This window comes from Streptomyces nojiriensis (assembly GCF_017639205.1).
Lineage (GTDB): Bacteria > Actinomycetota > Actinomycetes > Streptomycetales > Streptomycetaceae > Streptomyces > Streptomyces nojiriensis.
The window spans coordinates 1,774,093-1,792,676 of the sequence record NZ_CP071139.1; the positions used below are offsets into that span (position 1 = coordinate 1,774,093).

Annotated in this window: 18 protein-coding genes; 12 read left to right on the forward strand and 6 right to left on the reverse strand. The window is 72.0% G+C overall.

Annotation, left to right across the window (positions count from 1 at the left end):
* The first annotated feature begins 37 nt into the window (after window positions 1-37).
* The 5 genes from JYK04_RS08365 to JYK04_RS08385 all read left to right on the forward strand — a co-directional run bounded on the left by JYK04_RS08365 (window position 38) and on the right by JYK04_RS08385 (window position 2,285).
* A complete protein-coding gene (locus tag JYK04_RS08365; RefSeq protein WP_189734477.1) occupies window positions 38-304 on the forward strand; it encodes a hypothetical protein in 267 nt (88 codons plus the stop codon).
* Window positions 301-726, forward strand: a complete 426-nt coding sequence (locus tag JYK04_RS08370) for a VOC family protein (RefSeq protein ID WP_189734479.1) — start codon at window positions 301-303, stop codon at window positions 724-726. The genes JYK04_RS08365 and JYK04_RS08370 overlap by 4 nt, the downstream gene beginning before the upstream one ends.
* The gene (locus JYK04_RS08375; protein ID WP_189734481.1) at window positions 717-926 is read left to right on the forward strand and encodes a hypothetical protein; all 210 of its coding nucleotides are present in this window, start codon (window positions 717-719) and stop codon (window positions 924-926) included. Before JYK04_RS08370 ends, JYK04_RS08375 begins: the two co-directional genes overlap by 10 nt.
* Window positions 927-1,010: 84 nt before the next feature.
* Window positions 1,011-1,388: an FKBP-type peptidyl-prolyl cis-trans isomerase gene (locus JYK04_RS08380; RefSeq protein WP_189734483.1), complete on the forward strand. Its 378-nt coding sequence runs from the start codon at window positions 1,011-1,013 to the stop codon at window positions 1,386-1,388.
* A 303-nt stretch (window positions 1,389-1,691) separates the two neighbouring features.
* A complete protein-coding gene (locus JYK04_RS08385; protein WP_202186048.1) occupies window positions 1,692-2,285 on the forward strand; it encodes a hypothetical protein in 594 nt (197 codons plus the stop codon).
* Between the two features lie 26 nt (window positions 2,286-2,311).
* Here JYK04_RS08385 and JYK04_RS08390 read toward each other — a convergent pair whose 3' ends face one another.
* Window positions 2,312-3,046 carry a DUF899 domain-containing protein gene (locus tag JYK04_RS08390; protein ID WP_189734485.1) on the reverse strand — a complete coding sequence of 245 codons (735 nt, stop codon included), beginning with the start codon at window positions 3,044-3,046 and terminating at the stop codon, window positions 2,312-2,314.
* A gap of 280 nt (window positions 3,047-3,326) precedes the next feature.
* Here JYK04_RS08390 and JYK04_RS08395 point away from each other — a divergent pair, with 280 nt between their 5' ends.
* The 7 genes from JYK04_RS08395 to JYK04_RS08425 all read left to right on the forward strand — a co-directional run bounded on the left by JYK04_RS08395 (window position 3,327) and on the right by JYK04_RS08425 (window position 11,098).
* Window positions 3,327-4,151 carry a DUF2182 domain-containing protein gene (locus tag JYK04_RS08395; protein WP_189734487.1) on the forward strand — a complete coding sequence of 275 codons (825 nt, stop codon included), beginning with the start codon at window positions 3,327-3,329 and terminating at the stop codon, window positions 4,149-4,151.
* Window positions 4,152-4,364: 213 nt separating this feature from the next.
* Window positions 4,365-5,033, forward strand: a complete 669-nt coding sequence (locus tag JYK04_RS08400; RefSeq protein WP_189734489.1) for a DUF1326 domain-containing protein — start codon at window positions 4,365-4,367, stop codon at window positions 5,031-5,033.
* A gap of 110 nt (window positions 5,034-5,143) precedes the next feature.
* A complete protein-coding gene (locus JYK04_RS08405; protein WP_189734491.1) occupies window positions 5,144-6,148 on the forward strand; it encodes a COX15/CtaA family protein in 1,005 nt (334 codons plus the stop codon).
* Between the two features lie 1,208 nt (window positions 6,149-7,356).
* Window positions 7,357-8,472 (forward strand): PLP-dependent cysteine synthase family protein, encoded by a 1,116-nt coding sequence (locus tag JYK04_RS08410; RefSeq protein ID WP_189734493.1) that lies wholly within the window; start codon window positions 7,357-7,359, stop codon window positions 8,470-8,472.
* Window positions 8,469-9,782, forward strand: coding sequence for an MFS transporter (locus JYK04_RS08415; protein ID WP_189734495.1), 1,314 nt, complete (start codon window positions 8,469-8,471; stop codon window positions 9,780-9,782). Before JYK04_RS08410 ends, JYK04_RS08415 begins: the two co-directional genes overlap by 4 nt.
* Window positions 9,783-9,926: 144 nt before the next feature.
* Window positions 9,927-10,373: a DUF6153 family protein gene (locus JYK04_RS08420; protein WP_229875048.1), complete on the forward strand. Its 447-nt coding sequence runs from the start codon at window positions 9,927-9,929 to the stop codon at window positions 10,371-10,373.
* Between the two features lie 77 nt (window positions 10,374-10,450).
* Window positions 10,451-11,098: a DUF305 domain-containing protein gene (locus tag JYK04_RS08425; protein ID WP_189734497.1), complete on the forward strand. Its 648-nt coding sequence runs from the start codon at window positions 10,451-10,453 to the stop codon at window positions 11,096-11,098.
* 74 nt (window positions 11,099-11,172) lie between these two features.
* Here the strand turns inward: JYK04_RS08425 and JYK04_RS08430 are convergent, their stop codons facing one another.
* The 5 genes from JYK04_RS08430 to JYK04_RS08450 all read right to left on the reverse strand — a co-directional run bounded on the left by JYK04_RS08430 (window position 11,173) and on the right by JYK04_RS08450 (window position 18,552).
* On the reverse strand, window positions 11,173-12,051 hold the full coding sequence (locus JYK04_RS08430; protein WP_373297376.1) for an MASE1 domain-containing protein: 879 nt from the start codon (window positions 12,049-12,051) through the stop codon (window positions 11,173-11,175).
* A gap of 176 nt (window positions 12,052-12,227) precedes the next feature.
* On the reverse strand, window positions 12,228-13,058 hold the full coding sequence (locus JYK04_RS08435) for a PP2C family protein-serine/threonine phosphatase (RefSeq protein WP_189734499.1): 831 nt from the start codon (window positions 13,056-13,058) through the stop codon (window positions 12,228-12,230).
* Window positions 13,059-13,129: 71 nt separating this feature from the next.
* Complete coding sequence (locus tag JYK04_RS08440) at window positions 13,130-14,746, reverse strand: alpha/beta fold hydrolase (RefSeq protein ID WP_189734501.1); 1,617 nt, start codon at window positions 14,744-14,746, stop codon at window positions 13,130-13,132.
* 12 nt (window positions 14,747-14,758) lie between these two features.
* Complete coding sequence (locus tag JYK04_RS08445; protein WP_189734503.1) at window positions 14,759-16,327, reverse strand: alpha/beta fold hydrolase; 1,569 nt, start codon at window positions 16,325-16,327, stop codon at window positions 14,759-14,761.
* A gap of 125 nt (window positions 16,328-16,452) precedes the next feature.
* Window positions 16,453-18,552 (reverse strand): ATP-binding SpoIIE family protein phosphatase, encoded by a 2,100-nt coding sequence (locus JYK04_RS08450; RefSeq protein WP_189734505.1) that lies wholly within the window; start codon window positions 18,550-18,552, stop codon window positions 16,453-16,455.
* Window positions 18,553-18,584: the final 32 nt, after the last annotated feature.

Genomic DNA, 18,584 nt, shown 5'->3' on the forward strand with positions numbered 1-18,584 from the left:
TCCGCACATCCGTACGCATCGAAGAAGCGAGAACCGCTTGCGCAAGCTGACCTGCTACATCACCGCCACCCTCGACCGGGCCGCCCAGCGGTTCGACACCCTGGCCACCGGCCGCGCGCCCCACGACCCGCACACCCGTCCGCATGGAACCGGCGAGCCGGTCACCAGGCGCCGCCCCGCCGTCATCGGGTCCGGCATCCCCCTCTTCGACCGCCGCGTCACACCCACGAACCCCGCTCGGGCCGCCGCCCGGACCATCGACTCCGGCCTCACCGTCACCCACTTCTCGAGGGGTCTCTCATGAACGTCTCCTCCTCCACCCTCTCCCTGACCGTCGCCGACGTGGACGCCTCCCGCGACTTCCTGTGCACCCACCTCGGATACCGAGTGGTCATGGCCGACGACGGCTTCGCCTCCCTGACACGCGGCGACGCCGCGATCGACGTCGTCCTGCTCCGCAGCGGCACGGAGGTCCTCCCACCCGAGCAGCGCGACCGGCAGGCGTCCGGTCTGATCCTTGCGCTCACCGTCACCGACCTCGCGGCGCAGGAGGCCCGTCTGCGCGCGGCGGGCGCCCCCATCACCATGCCCCTGCGCGAAGAGCCGTGGGGTGAGCGGCTGTTCCAGATGACCGACCCCAACGGGGTCGTCGTCCAGCTCGTCGAATGGGCGGCCGCCGCCGACGCCGATCCGGCCGGCAACGACGAGACCGCGCCGTGGTCGTGATCACGCCCTCCACCGACCACGTCACCGTCTCCCCGAACGCCACCATGACCGGCCTGGCGGCCCCCAGCCGCGGCAGCACCCGACTCAGCACCTGGACGGTCAGGATGGACGCCGGCACCACCGGGCCCGAGGACTCCATCAGTCGTGAGCAGGTCTGGACGGTCACCGAGGGCACCCGTGAACTGCCCTGGGCCCGGTAACCCCGGAGACACGCCTGATCGCTCCCACTTCTCGGTAGCGTGATCATCCACTGCGTGATTCCGACGGAGAGCAATGAGGCGGCGATGAGTGAACTGACGAAGCCCGAGATCGAACTTCCGGAGGGTGATGCTCCGCAGGAGCTGACCATCCGGGACCTCGTCGTCGGGGACGGGCCCGAGGCGAAGCCGGGCAGGGTCGTCCGGGTTCACTACGTCGGGGTCACGTTCGAGACCGGAACGGAGTTCGACGCCTCATGGGACCGGGGGCAGCCGTTCAAGTTCGCCGTGGGCGGCGGCAGGGTCATCAAGGGCTGGGACCGGGGACTCAGGGGGATGAAGGTCGGCGGTCGGCGCGAGATCATCATTCCCCCGCGGCTCGGCTACGGCAACCAGTCCCCCTCGCCGCTGATCCCGGCAAATTCCACGCTCGTCTTCGTCGTGGACCTGCTCTCGGTGGTCTGAGAGCGGGCGATTCGGCTCAGCACGTTCCTCGGGCCCGGCCACCGGCACGTCCTGCGTGAGGACGCCCACGCGAACCAGAACCGGAACGATCGGCACAAGCGTCGCGACCTGCGCACCGTGCCGATCACGGCCAGAACCGGAACGGAAGTGTCCACCCCATGCGTGTGCACGGGCCAGGGCCGTGCAGGGTCGTGCCCACTGTGTGGACGATCACCTTGACGGCGATCAATGCTTAGGCCAGCCTTACCTTCGCTCACTCCTTGCATGTGTGGGCACACCCTGCAGAACATCCCTGGAGCACCCATGTCCGCCGCCGCCGACGCCACCGCGACCGCGACCGCGACCGTACGAAGATCCGGACGGGATGCAGAGCTCCTCCAGCTCCCCTCGTGGTGCGGGACCGCCGCGGCATCGCTGGCGGTGTGCGTCGGCTGGGCGGCGACCACGTGGATCGCCCTGCACCTGCGCGCCGACGTCACCCTCCACACCGTGGCGCTCTTCGTCCACCTCGCCTCCCTGGTGCTGGGCTTCGGCGCGGTGCTCGCCATCGACTACTACGGCGCGCTGTGGCTCACGGGCCGCAAGACCCTCCGTGAGGTGCTCGACTTCACGGCCCCGCTGCACATCCCCGTGTGGGCCGGCCTCGGCGGTCTGCTCTTCAGCGGTGCCTTCCTCCACCCCGATCTCAGCTCACCGCTGACGTGCGTCAAGCTCGGCCTCGTCCTGGTGCTCTCCCTCAACGGCGTCCAGGCGTCCGTCCTGCACCAACGGCTGGCCGCCGTCGACGGCGGCCCGGTCGGCCGCCGGCTGATGATCCGCGGTGGCGTGACCGCCTCTGTTTCACAAGCCGCCTGGTGGGGTGCGGTCGCGATCGGCTTCCTGAACAGCCGGCACTGATCGCCCGCATCGTCCTTCCTGGTGGTTCAGGTCCTTTCGTACTCGTCGTGGCGGCGCAGCCAGTGGGCCTCCTCGCCCTCCTCGTGGCGGCCCAGCGGCGTGCGGTCGAGGAGGCCGTAGTAGGCCATGGCCGGCTCCAGGCCGCGGGCGGTGGTGACGTACGTCCGGTAGACGGTGCCGTCCGACAGGGCGTAGCAGCTCAGCCCGGGGCCTTCGGTGACGTAGCCGAGCACGTCCGTGCCGCACGCCTGCGCCATCTGGCTCACGGTCGCCGGAACCCCGCCCTGGAGGAACGGCCGCAGCTCCTCCTCCGTGTACTGGAAGCCGAGGTCGCGGTGGAAGTCGCTGCCGCCCGCGCCGACCCAGTCGAAGCTCCAGCCCATCCGCTCCCGGTAGGCGAGGAGCTTGTCGACCGGTGCCCGCGAGGAGCAGATCAGCGTCACGTCGCGGGCCTCGAGGTGGACCGTGTTGGGATCGAGGGTGTCCGCGATGGAGGAGCACACCGGGCACCCGGCCTCGTACGGAGGGCCGAACATGAAGTGGTAGACGAGCAGCTGCGAGCGCCCCGCGAAGAGGTCCGCGAGCGTCCCGGTCCCGCCCTCGGTCTCGAAGCGGTAGTCCTTCTCGACCCGCACCCAGGGAAGGTCGCGGCGCTTGCGCGCGAGCTGGTCGCCGCGCCGCGTGAGTTCTTTCTCCTGCACGAGCAGCTCCTCCCGGGCTGCCTCGAACTCCTCCTGCGTGCCGATCCTGTGCTCGTGCATCGCCTTTCCCTCCTGTCCGGGAGGAGACCGCCCCAGCGCCTGCACCGGCGTACCGGTCCGGCCCTATGTCCACCGTACGCGCGGCGGCTGCGGACCTTCGAGACCGGCTCGTCGTCTCCAACGGCCTGCGGCTGCGGCATTTCCCAGCCCGTGCACCGGTTGATCCGGGGCAGGTCGCCGGGAACCGGCCGGCCGCGCCGTCCGCCGGCCTCCCGGGTTTTGGGCCCTTCCGTTCTGTGATCTGCTGGAGAGGGCAGCTCGCGTCCTTGGGAGGCGTTCCATGCCGCACCTTCGCCTGGCCCCGCCGGCACCTACGCGGCCCGGAGTGCTGCTGCCCGCGCGTGACCTGGCGGTCGCGTGGGTGCTGATGGTGCTGCTGGCCGCCCTGGCGTGGGTGCTCACCATCGGCCAGGCCCGTCACATGGGGATGGAGCCCGGCACCATGGGCTTGGCGCTGCCCCTCTTCCTGCTGCTGTGGGTCGTCATGATGGCGGCGATGATGCTGCCGTCCGTCGCACCCGTCGCCATCACCTGGGTCCGCGGCATCAACCGCAGCTCGGCCGGCCCCGGCCGCACCCTGCGGATCACCGGCTTCGTCTGCGGCTACCTCCTCGCCTGGACGGCCTTCGGCCTGCTCGCGTACGGCGCACTGGCCGCGACCGGGCACCTCGTGGACCGCGTCGCCGGGGCGGGCCGCTGGATCGGCGCCGCTGCCTTCCTCCTCGCGGCGGCGCAGCAGTTCGGGCCGCTGAAGCGCGTCTGCCTGCGGCACTGCCGCAACCCGATGTTCCAGCTGCTCCAGTACTCGCGTTTCCGGCCCTGGGCCAAGGACCTGCGGGTGGGCGCGCACCACGGGCTCTACTGCGTCGGATGCTGCTGGGGCCTGATGATCGTCCTGATCCCGCTCGGCGTCATGAACGTGGCCGCGATGGCCGTGCTCGCAGCGGTGATCTTCCTGGAGAAACTCTGGCGGCAAGGGCCCTGGCTGGCCTGGGCCGTCGGCTTCGCCTTCCTGGCCCTGGCCGTGCTCTCCCTCTCCCAGGACTGGCTGCTGCCCGGCCTGGAGACGTCCGGTCCGCCCATGGACCCGATGGGCATCGGATGACCGGCTGACGACCGGCTGGTCAGCATGTGCCGTCGCCCTGCGTCGTCGAGCGTCCACCCCCGGCAATGGCGGCGCGAAACGCCCGGGCTTTTGCCCGCGCGGCACCGGGAGGAGAATTGGAGGTGACGTTCCACCGAGCTCCGGTGTCTACGTCCGGCGTGGCCTTGCCGACCAGGCGGTTCCTGCCCGTGCGGGCCATCAGGAGGCGATGAGATGTCCGAGACGACGGCGACTGTTCCACGATGGCACGCGGCCGGTGACTGGTTCGACACCTGCCGGTGCAATGTTCCCTGCCCCTGTTCGTTCGCCCAGCCACCCACCTACGGCGAATGCGACGGTGTCCTGGCCTGGCACGTACGCGAGGGCAACTACGGCGAGGTGCGCCTGGACGGCCTCAACGTGCTGATGCTCGGCTCCTTCGTCGGCAACATATGGGCCGATCACACCGACTCGTACGCGGCCGTCTTCCTCGACGAGCGCGCCGACGACGCGCAGCGCGGGGCACTTCAGATGATCTTCGGTGGCCAGGCCGGAAGCTGGCCCGCCGAGATGGTGAGCATGATGGACGCCGAGATGCGGGGCATGGACTTCGCCCCGATCCGGATCGAGGTCGACGAGGACCTCGGCGGCTGGCGGGCCACGATCCCCGGCCGGGTCGAGGCCAGTGCCGTTGCGCTCACCGGGCCGACGACACCGGACGGCGCCCGGGTCCAGTCGACCAACCTGCCGGGCTCGGAGACCGGGCCGGGGCAGGTCGCGACCTGGGGTCGCTCGACGGCGGACCGCGCCGATGCCTTCGGCTTCCACTGGAGCAGGGAGGGACAGTCCAGCAAGCACATCACCTTCGACTGGACGGGCCCCGACCAGGGCGACGGGCACTGACCCCAGCCCTCCTTCCGTTCTGCGACACCCCGTCAGGGCGGGGTGAACGCCCGGCGTACGCTGGGCTTTCCGCTCCGCCACCGGGAAAGCAGAACAATGGAAGGCTGATCGTGCGCACTCCCCTCTCATGGCTCGCCGACAGGTACTCGCTCGGGGCGAGAAGCGTCAGGCTGGCCGCGCTCGGTTCCGTCACGGCAAGCATCGCGATCATCGTGACCGGTGGAATCGTCCGCGTCACGGGCTCCGGTCTCGGCTGCACCGATTGGCCCATGTGCACGGGAGAGACGCTGGCCCCCACCGCGGAAATGGGGGTGCACGGTGCCATCGAATTCGGGAACCGGCTGCTGACCGGGGTGCTGTGCGCGGTGGTGGGCTGGGTCATCATCACCGCGCGCCTCCAGGAAAAGCCGATGCCCGCGGTGCTGCGCGGAGGGTGGGCGCAGTTCTGGATCGTCGTACTGAACGCGATCGTCGGCGGAGTGACCGTATGGATGCGGCTGAGCCCGTACATCGTCGCCGCGCACTTCCTCGCCGCCACGCTGCTGCTCACCGCCGCGGTGTACACCTGGCACGCTGCGTACGCCGACCCCGCTGCCGGTGCCGGTGCCGGTGCCGACGGCGCGGGGCCCGGCGCGCCGGGGTCCGGCGCGCGGATCCGGGCGCTGTCCGGGGCCCTGGTCGCGGCGACGGCCCTCCTGGTCGTCGTGGGCACGCTCGCCACCGGTTCCGGACCGCACGCGGGTGACTCCTCCGACGTGGCGCGGATGCCCTTCGACTGGACGGCCGTGACCGTCGTGCACGGTGTGCTGGCCGGGGCGGTTCTGGTCCTGGCCGGAGCTCTGCTGTCGGTGCTGCCCGGGGACGGCTTCGGCGCCGCCCGCCGCAAGGCGGTCGTCTTCGTGGCCGTGCTCCTCGGTCAGGGCCTCGTGGGGCTGGTGCAGTCGCTGACGGCCCTGCCCTCGCTCCTCGTGATGCTCCATCTGCTGGGCTCGGCGCTCGTCTGGACCGGAGTGCTTCAGGTGCACTTCACGGTGAGGAGGGCCTGTTCCGGCGATTCGGGTCCGCTGGGCGATGCGCCGCTGCCGCGTGCGCGGGGTGCGTCGACGTACGTCTGAGGGATTCCTACGGTCCTTGCGGGCAAGGGCAGTTGGATCGCACGTTCTTCCGGATCGGGCGTATGGGCCGGGGGGAACGCTGGCTATGATCACGGTGTGATGACAGCTTGGTCGCGTTCGGGCGGCCGGTCGGCCCTTTCGAAGGTGCGTCGGCTGGTCCCTGCCGGGCTGGCTGCCCTGCTTCTGCTCGGCCTGTTCGGGGTGTGCTGCTCTTCCTCGTCGGCGCACGGCGACGAAACGGATGCCGTGCGGGTCGCCTCCGTCTCCTCGATGGACGCGGGAGGCCCGGCGGCCGCATCCGGCGTGGGCTGTTCCGCGGGGGACGACCACGCGGAGGTCGAGGGTGCGCGCCGGTCGGGCGCACCGTCGCGTGCGGCGGCCGAGCCCGATCCCGCCGATGCGCTGTGCGAGGTGCGAACGTCTTCGAGCGGGACGGGGCAATCCGCCGGCGCTTCCTCCGAGGGCTTCAGATCACAGGTCGTCCTTCGGGTGTAGGCGTGTCGGAGTTCCCGCCGACGTCCCGTGCGCCGCATACTGCGCAGATTGATCCACAAAACGGCGATATGTCGATTTCGCCGTGGCTTGTGGCACTGAAGTCCTGCTGCCTGCGCGCGCACCCGCCCGTGTCGCCTCCCATCCCCACGACTGGGGCGTGACTGCCGCTCGGAGGATCTGTGCTCCGCCCGCACTCGCCGCGCCGGACCCGCCGGGTCCGGCTCTGGCCGGGAGTCCTGCTCGCCTGTCTGCTGAGCGTGCTGCTCCTGGCCGCCGTCCACTGCTCCTCGTACCTCGCCACCGACGACCATCGGCACCTGTCCCTGTCCGCGCCTGCGACGCCGGACGGTCCGCAGCACGAACACGGGTCCGCCTGTGTTTCGCCCTGCCTGACCACGTGGACGTCGACGAGCGAGTCGCAGGGCCCGGCCTTCCCGCCCGGTGCACCTCCTTCAGCGGAGGCCGACGCACTGCCGGTGGCGCAGGCGGCCCCTGCCGCTTTCCGTTCCGGTAGACCGCCCATAGCCCGCACCGGCCGCTCCACGCTCGCCGACGTTTGCCGGTGGCGGATCTAGGCCGCTCGTTCCGTAGCCGCCCGCGGCTGCCGCATGCCGCCCGCCGGGCCGGGGCTCAGCCCCGCTCATGCCCGCCGGTGACGGCGTGCCACGCGAACGAGTAGCCGACGCCACCACCGAACGAACGAAGGCAACGTCATGCATTCCACGACCACCGACACCCCGCCCACCGGCCGCTCGGCCCTGTCCGAGCTGGTGGGCAACACCCCGCTCCTGCGCATCTCCGAACCGCTCGCGCCGGCGGGCCGGGGCTTCTGGGCGAAGCTGGAGGGCTTCAACCCCGGCGGTATCAAGGACCGTCCCGGTCTGCACATGGTCGAACGGGCCCGCGCCCGCGGCGACCTGAAGCCGGGCGCCCGAATCATCGAGTCCACGAGCGGAACCCTGGGCCTCGGTCTCGCTCTGGCGGGCATGGTCCACGGCCACCCGGTCTCCCTGGTCACCGACCCGGGCCTGGAGCCGTCCATGGTCCGACTGCTCGCCGCGTACGGCGCCCGGGTCGACGCGGTCGCCGAGCCGCACCCGACGGGCGGCTGGCAGCAGGCCCGCCGCGACCGCGTACAGCAGCTCATGGCGCAGCACCCCGGCTCCTGGTGCCCGGACCAGTACAACAACCCGGACAACACCAGCGCCTACACCCCGCTCGCCCTCGAACTGGCCACGGAACTGGGCCACATCGACGTACTGGTGTGCAGCGTCGGCACGGGCGGCCACTCCGCGGGGATCTCCCGCGTACTGCGGCAGCTCTATCCGGACCTGACGCTCGTGGGAGTCGACACCATCGGCTCGACGATCTTCGGGCAGCCCGCCCGCCCCCGGCTGATGCGTGGCCTGGGGTCGAGCATCTACCCCCGCAACGTCGCCTACGACCACTTCGGCGAGGTGCACTGGGTCTCCCCCGCGGAAGCCGTGTGGACCTGCCGCCAACTGGCCGGCTCCTACTACGCCACCGGCGGATGGAGCGTCGGCGCGGTGGCACTGGTGGCCGGCTGGCTCGCCCGCGCCCTCCCGAAGGACGCACGCATCGCGGCGATCTTCCCCGACGGCCCCCAGCGGTACCTCGGGAGCGTCTACGACGACGGCTACTGCGCCGCCCACGGCCTGCTCGACTCGCCGCCGGCGCCGGAACCGGACCTCATCGGCCGAATGGACGAGAAGGAGGTGACCCGCTGGACCCGGTGCACCGCCGTCGTCGATCCGCTCGCCTTCGGGCAAGGCCGGACGAACGGGAACCCGCAGGAGCGGACCCGGTGAAGGACACGATCGCCCAGGTCCGCTCGTACGACTCCAGCGTCCGGCTGCTGATGGTCAACCAGTTCACCATCAACCTCGGCTTCTACATGCTGATGCCCTACCTGGCCACCCACCTGGCCGGGCCGCTCGGCCTGGCCGGCTGGCTGGTCGGGCTGATCCTCGGCGTACGCAACTTCAGCCAGCAGGGCATGTTCCTCATCGGCGGGACACTGGCCGACCGCCTCGGCTACAAGCCCATGATCATCTCCGGGCTGGTGCTGCGCACCGCCGGCTTCGCGACCCTGGGGCTGGTGGAGTCCGTCCCCGCTCTCCTGGCCGCGTCCGCCGCGACCGGCCTGGCCGGCGCCCTCTTCAATCCCGCCTCCCGCGCCTACCTCGCGGCCGACGCCGGCGAACGGCGCGTCGAGGCGTTCGCCCTGTTCAACGTGTTCTACCAAGCGGGCATCCTGCTCGGTCCGCTGGTCGGCATGGGCCTCACCGGCATCGATTTCAGCGTCACCTGCCTGGCGGCCGCGGGGATCTTCGCGATCCTGAGCCTCATCCAGATCCGGGCCCTCCCCGCCCGCCGCGCCGCCCGTACCGACACCGCGGACGGGGTCCGCGAGGGAGTCCTGCGGCAGTGGCGCGGGATCTTCGCCAACCGTCCTTTCCTGCTGTTCTCACTGGCCATGGTCGGCTCGTACGTCATGTCCTTCCAGGTCTACCTGTCCCTGCCGCTGGAGGTCAGGCGCCTGGGCGGCGAAGGGCGGTCCGGTACGGCCGCGGTGGCGGTCCTGTTCGCCGTGTCCGGGCTGAGCACGATCGTCTTCCAGACCAAGGTCACCGCCTGGTGCAAGGCCCGGATGGCACCGGGCCGGGCACTCACCTGGGGACTGGTGGCGATGGGGGCGGCGTTCGTCCCCCTCCTCCTGGCCTCCGTACTGGCCTCCGCCGTGCCGGTGCCGGAGGGCGGGCCGGGCCTGTGGCTGTCGGCGGCCCTGCCACCGGCGATGTCCGCGCTGCTGCTGGCGCTCGGCACGATGATCGCCTACCCCTTCGAGATGGACACCATCGTCCGCCTCGCGGGCAACCGTCTCGTGGCCACGCACTACGGCCTGTACAACACCATCTGCGGCATCGGCATCACGGTCGGCAACCTGCTGACCGGCGTGGCACTGGACGCCGCGCGCGGCGCCGGAGTGCCCGCCCTGCCGTGGGTGGCGCTGGGGGCGCTCGGCCTGGTCTGCGCGGCCGCGCTGCACGTGCTGCACCGTAGCGGCCGGCTGGCGCCCGCACAGGCCGAGGAAGGACGTCGGACCGCCGCCGCCTGACCGGTACCGGGACGGACGGATGGACGGACGGGGTGCCGGCGGCCACGGTCGCCGGCACCCCGTACCGCGTCCCCGCGCACCTCAGGGGCAGGGTTTTCCCGGCCCGGCTTCGCCCAGCGCGGAGGGGGCGCCTACGATGCCGCTATGGATCACCAGGCGACGCGCGCGATGAAGCCGCCCGTGCTGCGTTCCCACCTCCTGCTGATCCTGGCCGTGCTGGTGGGCCTCGTGGCCATGCACGGCCTGGGGCCGGGCGCCGTTCCGGCTTCCGCCGCCGCGCCCGGGTGCGCGGCCGCCGGCGGGGCGGCCCTCGCGCACGGCACAGCGGCCGCCGACGAGCACGCGATGCAGCACGACCGCGCCGTGCGGGCCGATGGGCCGGCCGGCGACGGAAGCGGCGGGCACACCCAGCACGCGGACGCGACCTGCGCCGCCGCGGGCACGGCGGGCGCCCCCGTCCTGCCCTCCCCGGCCGCCGCCCCGAGCGGTGTCGCGGCCGTGCCGGTCCTCGGTCCCGGGATCGGCACGAGCGGTGCGGTGGGCGGACGCGCGCCACCGTCACTGAGTGAACTGCAGTTCCTGCGCATATAGGGCGGCCCGAGCACTCGGACCGTTCCCTACCCCGGCACGCCCCGACGCGCGCGTGCCCTCACCGCAGGAGCAGCACCATGACCAGCAAACGTTCCCTGATCCGCCGTGCCACGGCCGTGGCCGCGGCCGCCACCGCCGCAGTCGTCCTCGCCGCCTGCGGCGGCAACGGCGACGGCAACGGCTCCGGCTCGGCCCACGACGGGCACGGGTCCTCCGCCTCGCCGTCCGGCTCACCGTCCGCCTCCGCCCCGGCACGGCAGGGCGACCACAACGCCGCCGACGCGGCCTTCGCCCAGGGGATGATCCCCCACCACCGGCAGGCCGTCGAGATGGCCGGCCTCGCCGCGGCCCGCGCGGACTCGGCGGAGGTGAAGAAGCTCGCGGAGGAGGTCGAGAAGGCCCAGGATCCGGAGATCAAGACCCTCTCCGGCTGGCTGACCTCCTGGGGCGAGCAGGTCCCGGCCACGGGCGAGGGCCACGGCGGTCACACCATGTCCGGCATGATGACCGCCGAGGAGATGACGCAGCTCGCGGCCTCCTCCGGCAAGGCGTTCGACACCGCCTTCCTCCAGCTGATGGTCAAGCACCACGAGGGGGCCGTCGCCATGGCCCGGACCGAGCAGGCCGACGGCACGTACCGGCCCGCCAAGGACATGGCCGCGGCGATCATCACCTCCCAGAGCGCGGAGATCGCCCGGATGAACGCCCTCCTCGGCAGGAGCTGACGGCATCGGCCGCTCCGGTGCGGGCAGTCGTCCTCGGCTGCCCGCACCGGACCGCGGTGAGCTCCGCGCGCCGGTCAGGGCGGCGGGTGGTCATCGGGCGGGGCGCGGTACGACTCGGGGCGCGGCTCCATCCGGGCCACCACGTCCGCGAGCCGCCCGCAGAGCTGCTTGATCTCCTCGTACGTCCGGTCGCGTTCGGTGATGACGGCCGCGAGGAGGAGGGCCGTCAGCGCGGTCGTGCCGTTGAAGGCCTGGAGCGTCACCATGGTGGCGAAGACGTCGTCGCCGGCGAACGGGCCCCTTTCGCCGGCGGCCGCCAGGACCGCCAGCGTCACCACGGCGAGCGCACACGGCGCCGCGCCGGCCAGCCGGAAGCGGAAGGCCGCCCACATCAGGAACGGCGAGACGAGGAAGAGCAGGCTCCACTCGCGCGTGTGCGTCGCCAGGAGCGTGACGAAGAGCGTACCGAGCGCCAGCGCCACCGCCTCGAACCATCGGCCGGGTCCGGCCCCCGATGGCCAATGGGCCTTGCGCAGCACGAGCAGGAAGGGGGTGACGACGAGGACTCCCATCGCGTCACCGGTCCACCACACGGACCAGGTCGGCCAGAAGTCGCCGGCGTCCAGTGCTCCGGAGAGGACCAGCACCCCGGTGCCGATGGTCGAACTGATCGACATCCCGGCGAGCGCGCCGAGGAAGACCAGTGCCAGTACGTCCCGCAGGCGGTCCAGCTCGTTCCTGAACGCGGCCCTGCGCAGCATCAGACAGGCGCAGACCGGCGCGAGGGTGTTGCCCGCGGTGATGACCAGTACGGAGATCAGCGACGGCCCGAGGAACACATTGGCCAGGAACGCGCCCAGCGCGATGCCCGGCCAGACGCGCAGCCCCATCACGAGCAGCGCGGCCAGCGCGACGCCGGTCGGCGGCCACAGCGGGGTGACCTGGTCACGCACCAGCTGCTGGAGGAGGCCGACCCGTGCGGCCCCGTACTAGACGACGGCGACGGCGAGGATGCGCAGCGCGGTGGACCCGAGACGACCGATCTCCGCGCTGCTCACGACAGCAGTCTGCGCTCAGATCCCGCCACCGGCGACCCCAGCTGTCCGAGCTTTCCCGGCGGCCCCATCGGTCAGTCCGACGCCTGGGGGCCGTCGTACCGGACGACGAGCACGGCGGCGTCGTCGCGGTGTCCCGTCAGGTCGGCCACCTTGACGACGGCGGAGGCCAGCACGTCGGGATCGGCGTCGAACCCCGCGCGCACCAGCCTGACCACCTCGGCCAGACCGGACTCCATCGGGTAGTGCGGGCCCTCCACCACTCCGTCGGTGAGCAGGACGAGCACCCCTGCCTCCGTCAGGCGCCGGTGGGTCACCGGGTACCGCTCGCCCGACACGATGCCGAGCGGCGGCCCGCCGCGGTCGAGCGCGATGCCGTGACGGCCGCTCGCCGTGGCCCAGACCATCGGGACGTGGCCGGCCCTGGAGACCGTCAGATCGCGGCTGACCGGGTCGAAGCGGAGGAAACAGCAGGTCGCGAAGAGGCCGCACCCCATGGCGATCAGCAGATCGTTGGCGCGGCCCAGTACCTCCCGGGTGTCGCTCGTCGTCCGCGCGAGGGCGCGCAGGCTGGTGCGCACCTGTCCCATGAAGGCGATGGCCTCCACGTCGTGACCCTGCACGTCGCCGATCGTGAGCCCCAGGGACCCGTCGTGCATGACGAAGGCGTCGTACCAGTCGCCGCCCACCTCCAGACCGCCTCGTGAGGGCGCGTACCTGGCGGCCAGCCGCAGCCCGGGCAGCTGCGGCAGCCCGGGTGGGAGCATGTGGCGCTGCAGGGCCACGGCCAGCTCGACCCTGGCCCGCTGGTACTCGATCCGGTCCAGGGCCTGATCGACGAGCTGCCCGAGAGCGACCAGGAGTTCCTGCACGTTGTCGGACGGCTCGGGACGGTGTCCGCGCATCACGGCTCCTGGCTCTCCCACAGCCTTCTCACCTCACCCTACCCGGGCGCACGCGAGGTGATCTCGCGGTCTCAGGGCCCGATCTCGAACTCGGGAGCCTTGAGGCTCTTCAGGCATGCGGTCTTCGGCGCGGCCGGGTCGTCGAAGAACGAGACGGTGATCTCCTGCGCGCACTTCGAGGTCGCGAACACCACGTGCGGCTCGTACGGGACCGTGACGACCTTGGCCTTGCTCAGCGTGCCGGCGACGTACGGACCGTTGTCCGCCCCGGTCTGGGAGTCGAACCCGCCCGACAGGGCGAGGGTCGGGATGTCGCCGCGCGTGACGTCCCGGATCGAAGGCGACGCCGGGGGGACGTTCCAGACGTCGCAGTCCGGGTGGAGGAAGGTGAGCTGCGGGGCCTGGGCCTTTACCGAGCGCGGGAAGGACGGGAACGTCGCCTGTCCGCCCCGCAGCGCCGCCTGCTCGGTCTCGTACGGTGTCCACTCGCTGCAGAAGACGCCGTAGGCGAGACCGTGCGCGACCCTGCCCATGGCCTGGGGGCTGAGCTTGCCGCCCGCCCACTGCCGGGCGATCCGCTGCGGCCTGCCGTGCGCCAGCTCGTCGAGCGCGGCGGGCACCTGGGGCGCCACGTGGGTGGCGGAGGTCATCCAGTTCACCAGGGCTCCGCCGTCCAGGACGACCTTCACCGGCTTGTCGCTGCCGGGGAGGGTGACGGTCGTGGTGACCGGCTTGGCTTCGAGTTCGCGGACGAGCCGGTCGAAGGTGGCCGACAGGTTCGGATAGCGCTTGTTGCACGCCGGCTGGTCCGCGCAGGCCTTGAACAGGCCGTCGAAGCCCTGCCGGGCGCTGCTCCAGGTCGCTGCCGACCCGGACGTGGACGGCGGCAGTATGCCGTCGATGCCCACGGAGCGCAGCCCCTCGGGGTGCAGGCGCATGTAGACCAGCGCCAGGTGGGTGCCGTAGGAGATCCCGAACAGGTTCCACTGCTTGATGCCCAGCGCCTTGCGCAGGCTCTCGTAGTCGGCGGCGCTCTCGGTGTCGTTGTAGGCGCCGAGGTCGATCCCGCGGCCCGCCAGTCGGTCGCGGCAGGCCTTCGTCGCCTCGACGTGCAGGCGTTCGGTGGACGGGGCGTCGTAGACGAGGCCGACGGAGCGTGCGTTGAATTCGTCGATGTTGGGGCACAGGAGGTTCGGGTCGGCCGAGTACGTGCCGCGCTGGGACATGAAGATCACGTCGCGGTCGCGGTTCAGGCCGCCGTCGACGGCCATCTTCGCCTCCCCCACGGCGTCGTCGCCGGGTCCGCCCGCGAGCCACACGATGGGGTCGGATTTGGGCTTGTCGGTCGCGGCGGGGACGATCGCGACACCGAGCTCGATCGTCTTGCCGGTCGGGTCGGCGCGGTTCTCGGGGACGGTGAGCGTTCCGCAGCGGGCCTCGTCGAGCGCCTCGATCGGTTCCGGCGTCTTCGGGCAGGGGCCCGGTGCGAAGCGGGCGTCGCCCACGGTCCGGGCGACCGTGCCGATCGGCGCTTCGGGGCTGGGGCTGGGGCTGGTGTCGGTACGGGAGTCCGCGCCGGCGGGCGCGGCGAGCAGTCCGGTGACGAGGAGGCCGGTCGCCAGGCCGGCCGACGTGGCCCGCAGGCGCCGTACGGTGCGGTGGCGACGGGTCGGTTGACGGCGTGTCATCTGGCCTCCCGGTCACTTCGGGACGATCGTGAACGGTTCGGGTTCGAGGCCGTCCACGCAGGCGGTGTCGGGCGCGGTCGGGCGAGCGAGGAACGATGCCAGGACGCGTTGCGCGCACGGCGACTGCGGGACCACCCAGTGGCCGATGCCGGGGATCTGCACGGCGGTCGAGCGGGACAGGTCACGGGCCACGCCCTTCGCCCAACTCGCCCCGGTCTTCGCGTCGAACGTGCCGGAGATGAGGAGCGCCGGCACCGAGCTGACCGTGGCCACCCGCTGGATCGACGCGCGGTCCGGAACGTTCCAGACCCGGCACACCGGGTACTGGAAGGGAAGTTGCGGCACCTGGGCCAGGACCGTGTCCGGCCACCCGGGGAAGGCCTTGCGCCCCGCCTTCAGCACGTCGGGTTCCGAGTACCCGGGCGCCCACTCGCTGCACGCCACGGACTCGGTCAGGCCGTGTGCGAACGCACCGGTGTTCTGGACCGAGCCGGCCGCGCGGGCCCGTGCGAAGCGCTCGGGGTTTCCGCGGCTGAGTTCGTCGAGCGCTGCGGGGAGGTCCTTGGGCCGGGGCGTGAAGGCGACGATCAGGTTCAGCAGCGCGCCCCCGTCGAGGACGACCTTGACGGGCTTTCCTCCGCCCGGCGGCGGGACGTCCAGCGTCAGGGGGTGTGCCTCCAGCTTGCGCACCTGCTCCGTCAGCATGCGGGGGAGGTCCGGGTACCGGCTCTTGCAGGCGGGCTGCGCCGCGCACGCCGCGAAGATGTGGTCGATCCCCTCGGCGGCGCTGCTCCATCCCCACGGCAGGGTCGCGGTCCGGGGAGGGGTGACCGAGTCGATCGCCACGGCGCGGATGCCCTCGGGGTGCAGGCGCAGGTAGGTGAGGGCCAGGTCGCTGCCGTAGGAGTACCCGTAGACGTTCCACCGGGGGATGTTCAGCGCCTTGCGCAGGTCGGCGAAGTCGGCGGCGTTCTCGGTGGTGTTGTAGGCGCTCAGGTCGACGCCGTCGGCCGTCAGGCGGTCGCGGCAGTCCTTCGCCGCCTTCAGCATGAGCTGTTCCGCCCGCTTCGCGTCGTAGCCCAGGCCCACGGCCTGCTCGTTGAACCGGTCGATCTCCGGGCAGGCGAGGTTCGGCCGGTCGTAGAGGTTGCCGCGCTGGGCCATGACGATCAGTTCGCGGTCCTTGTTGAGGCCGGACCCGACGAGGAAGGGGATGTCGTCGAACGTGTCGCCGCCGGGGCCGCCGGCCATGAACACCACGGGGTCCTGGGCCGGCGTCGCGGGTGCGGCGGCCGGAATGACCGCCGCGGCGAGCTTCACGGTCCTCCCGCCCGGGCGGGAGCGGTTCTCCGGAACTTCGAGGTACCCGCACCGTGCGTGGTCGAGCGCTTCGATCGGCTCGGGCGGCTTCGGACAAGGGCCGGGCACGAACCGGGCCGGGGCGGGCGAACCGGTCGGGGCGGCCGAGGGGCCGGCGGACCGGTCGGGTGGCGGGGCGGCGCTGCTCGGTGCGGGGCCGAACGCTGCCAGGGAGACCAGAGCGGCCGCGGCGGCCACCGCGTGGAGGGCGTGCTTTGGCATGGGTTCTCGTTCCTCTGCCGATGTCGCCGGCGGCCCCGCCGGGCTTCGGGCGCGGCAGCGGTGTGGACGGAACGCTCGCTCTCGACGCTACCGGGTGGACCGTAGGCGCGCACGCGGGCCGCCGATCACCCGGGGGGTGTCCTGTCGATGGGCTGCTCCGTCCAGATGGTCTTGCCGGTGCCGGTGAACCGGCAGCCCCAGCGGTCGGTGAGCTGGGCCACGAGGAACAGGCCCCGCCCGCCCTCGTCCGTCTCCCGTGCACGACGCAGGCGTGGCTGGGTGCTGCTGGGGTCGGACACCTCGCAGACGAGCACCCGGTCGCGGATCAGCCGGAGCCCGACCGGTCCCGCCGCGTAGCGGATGGCGTTCGTGACGAGCTCGCTGGCGACGAGTTCGGTCACGAAGCCCAGTTCGTCCAGCTGCCACTCGGAAAGCTTGCCCACCACCAGCTCACGGGCGCGCGCGACGAGCGAGAGGTCGGCGTCGAGTTGCCACTCGGCGACCTGGTCGGGCGCAAGCGTGTGGAGGCGGGCGAGCAGCAAGGCGGCGTCGTCGACGGACTCCTGAGGGCGTACTCCGTCGAAAACGGCCCGGCTGAGCTCGTCGAGCGGCAGCTTCGGGTCGGCTCCGGCGAACGAGCCCCTCAGTCTCTCCATCCCCTCCTCGATGTCGCCGCCCCGGCTCTCCACGAGTCCGTCCGTGAAGAACGCGAGCATGCTGCCGGGCCGCACGCCGAACTCCGTCACCTCGAACGGCACTCCGCCCACGCCCAGCGGCGGCCCCGGCGTCACGCGGAGGAAGACCGGCTCCCCGTCCGGCGGCAGGAGGACGGGCGGCGGATGTCCCGCGGCGGCTGCGGCGCACTGTCCCGTCACCGGGTCGTAGACGGCGTACAGGCAGGTCGCTCCCAGCACCGCCGGCTCCGAGCGCTCCGAGCGCCCCGCGTGCTCCGCGTGGGATTCGCCGGACATCTGCTCCTCGGAGAACCCGAGCACCAGGTCGTCGAGATGGGTGAGGAGCTCGCCCGGATCCAGATCGAGGTCGGCGAGGGTCTGCACCGCGGTCCGCAGGCGCGCCATGGCCGCGGTGGCTTCGAGGCCGTGGCCCACGACGTCCCCGACGACGAACGCGACGCGCAACGACGGCAGGGGGATCACGTCGAACCAGTCGCCGCCCACTCCCGAGCCGCCGCCCGCCGGCTGGTAGACGCCCACCGTTTCGGCGGCGGCGGAGTCCAGGGCCGAGCGCGGCAGCAGGCTCCGCTGCAGGGTCACCACCGACCGGTGTTCCTTGGTGTAGCGGCGCGCGTTGTCCACGCCGAGTGCGGCCCTGGAGACGACGTCCTTCAGCAGTGCGGCGTCCTCCTCGCCGAACGCGGAAGGCAACTGACTGCGCCAGACCGTGACGCAGCCGAGGATCAGGCCTCGCGCGTAGAGCGGCATGGCCACGGAGGAGTGAGCTCCGCTCGGGACGAACAAGGGCACGGCCTTCGGATCCACGCCGAGCGCGGCCTGCAGGACGGCGACGTCCGGCACCAGCACGGGCAGCCCCTCCATGAGGGGGCGCATCAGCGTACTGTCCGTCACCGGAGGAAGCGCCTCTCCCACCGCCAGCAGCTCCTCGGCGGATATCTCCGGGCTCTGCGCGGCGGCGGTCCGGCGCAGGCGGACGTCGCCGCTGGTGCGGAAGTGCGGGGGCTCGTCGCCCACCAGCACGTTCTCGGCGATGTCCACGGTCGCCAGGTCGGCGAAATCGGGGACGAGCAGATCCACCAGGGTCTCGGCCAGCTCGATCACGTCCAGGGAGGTGCCGATGCCCGCCGCGGCGGCCTGGGAGAGCCCCGTCCGGCGTCTTCGCGCATCGCGCTCGGCGGCCTCCTCCGCCGTCTCCGCCGGAGCGATCAGGACGAGCCACTGCGTGACACCGCCCGCACCGCCCTGCGCGTGCGCCGCGAGCCGGACGACCGTGCAGACCAGCGGGCCCTTGTGACCCGCGTGATCGTCACCCGCAACGGTCATCGGGTACCCGACCGGTCCGGCATCCGTCCCGGCGCGCGGCAGTATCCCCAGCAAGGGCACACAGGTCTCGCCCGGCGGGCATTCCAGCAGCGTCGCGGCCCGCTCCGAACGGGCGATGACCAGGCCGTCGCAGTCCAGGACGACCGCTGCCGTGCCGCTGACGGAGGCCGAGGCCGGCCCCGGGCCGCGATGCTCCGGTTCACGCATGTCGCCTCCACGCACCGTGACCTTCAGTATCG